This window comes from Coprococcus sp. RTP21428st1_C9_RTP21428_210409 (assembly GCF_040227395.1).
Taxonomy (GTDB): domain Bacteria; phylum Bacillota; class Clostridia; order Lachnospirales; family Lachnospiraceae; genus Coprococcus; species Coprococcus aceti.
In genome coordinates this window covers 1-1,747 of sequence record NZ_JBEHVV010000139.1, presented here as the reverse complement: position 1 = coordinate 1,747, position 1,747 = coordinate 1, and the positions used below count along the sequence as shown (strand labels likewise).

The 1,747-nt window shown below is 40.4% G+C and carries 2 protein-coding genes; both read right to left on the bottom strand.

All coding sequences use genetic code 11. The features are described from left to right. A partial coding sequence (locus tag ABUA34_RS14235; protein WP_349823537.1) for a tyrosine-type recombinase/integrase occupies nucleotides 1–965 on the bottom strand: 965 nt, incomplete at its 3' end. Between the two features lie 86 nt (nucleotides 966–1,051). Further along, nucleotides 1,052–1,681, bottom strand: a complete 630-nt coding sequence (locus ABUA34_RS14230; protein WP_015529844.1) for a helix-turn-helix domain-containing protein — start codon at nucleotides 1,679–1,681, stop codon at nucleotides 1,052–1,054. Between the last annotated feature and the right edge of the window lie 66 nt (nucleotides 1,682–1,747).

The window sequence follows — 1,747 nt, the reverse complement described above, 5'->3', positions numbered from 1 at the left end:
CAATAATATTCGTAGTACACTCTGTTTTTCTCTTTGACCTCTTTGTAGTAGTTCGTGTGATAAAGTTCTTCGTACTGCATTCGATTTTTTAACTGCTCTTTCCGGGCATTACGGAAAATCTCTACCAGTGTATCTCCAAAATCAACAACCCTTACTTTTTTCCGCTTGGTTGGTCCGATGATATATTTGCGCTTTGAGCCATCATATCGGATGCTGCGTCTTATGGTAAGGCATTGTTCTTCCAGATTTACGTCCTGCCATGCCAAACCACAGGCTTCTCCAATACGAAGCCCGGCATAATAGGCTATCTGGATTGGAAGTATTGCGGCTGGGTTCTTTTTTTGCAGATAAGCAAGCAGTCTTTCATAATCTTCTCGTGAAATTGGTTGGACATTTCCGTCCATATCCTCATCAGAAAACAAATCCACTTCATCCGTCTGATACCGCAGTTTAATATACTGCATAGGATTGAACGTAATATACTGCTTTGGAAATACTGCAAAGCGGAATGATTGCTGCATGACTGCGGAAAAAGAATGGATGTAATCTTTGCTGTAACCCTTTCTCTCTTTTCCATCGGGATGAACTCCCCCGAAGGAAAGCAAATCGAAGAAAGATTGCAAATGTTCAGAGGTTACATTTTTCAGTTTACGTTCTGCCAATGGGTGTTTCTTAATATTTCGGATTGTTCCGAGGTAATTCTCCACCGTACCATTGCTGAGCGTACCTGTTTTTAATTCCTCCTCTGCCCACACATCCAAAAGCTGTCCGACTGTGAGATTATCCGCTTTGGCAACAAATTTCTTTTTCTCATAATCATCCATTGCCTGACGGAGCAGTTTTTCAGTTTCACTTTTGCTTTCTGTTCCAACGCATTCTTTCTGAACAAGATTGCCGCTTGCGTCCTCTACATAGAAGCGGTAGTACCATTTCTTTCCTTTTTTTCTTACAGATCCTTTTGCCATAATCGTATGTCTCCTTTCGATATTAGACAATCGGAACTGATGAAATGCTTCGTGCGTGTAAGTATATCATAACTCCGGTTGTCTTACTATACCGATTCGGAATCTTCGTATAAGACTTCTGATAAAAGATTTGCAAGCCTTTGTTCTGCTGTTTTTGGTTTCTTGGAATAGAGCCTTACAATGTCTGCCATCTCATTAAAAGCATTGATGGTATGAGTGATTTCCCTTAAGAACATAATCTCATTATATTCCTCATTCGATTCAAACCCTATTGTTTTGGCAATATCCGTCTGACCAGCATTTCCCTTGAAGTTTTTGCAGGCGAACTGGAAGGAATCCAAAAACAGACCATATTGTTTTAACATCAGCAGTAATAAATCTTTTGAAAAAGCATCTTCTTCTTTGGTAAGGGCAAGCGGTAACTGTTCCAGAATATCTCCCATCGCATCACGAATCTGTAATTCTCTCTTATCCGTAATGTCGGTTTCATATTCATCTGTTTCCCCTTTGAGCCATTCCACAGATACATGGAGTGCTTCCGAAAGACCTTCCAGCACCATTTTTTTCGTATTGTCAATCGAACCATTCTCATAACGCAGGATTGTAGAAGCGGTAACTCCCATCTTCTCTGCGACATAAGGCTGTGTCAGATTCAATTCCAGACGGCGCTGTTTTATTCTGCTGCCTATCAGCTTGCGTAATTCTTTATCTTTCATGCTGACTGCCTCCTTTTTCGGTATGTATGAATTATAGCATTGTTTTTCCGAAATTGCAATATGCAA

Bases quoted from the DNA above. Each gene is read 5' to 3' on its own strand.
- ABUA34_RS14230 (WP_015529844.1), bottom strand. From the start codon at position 1,681: ATGAAAGATAAAGAATTACGCAAGCTGATAGGCAGCAGAATAAAACAG.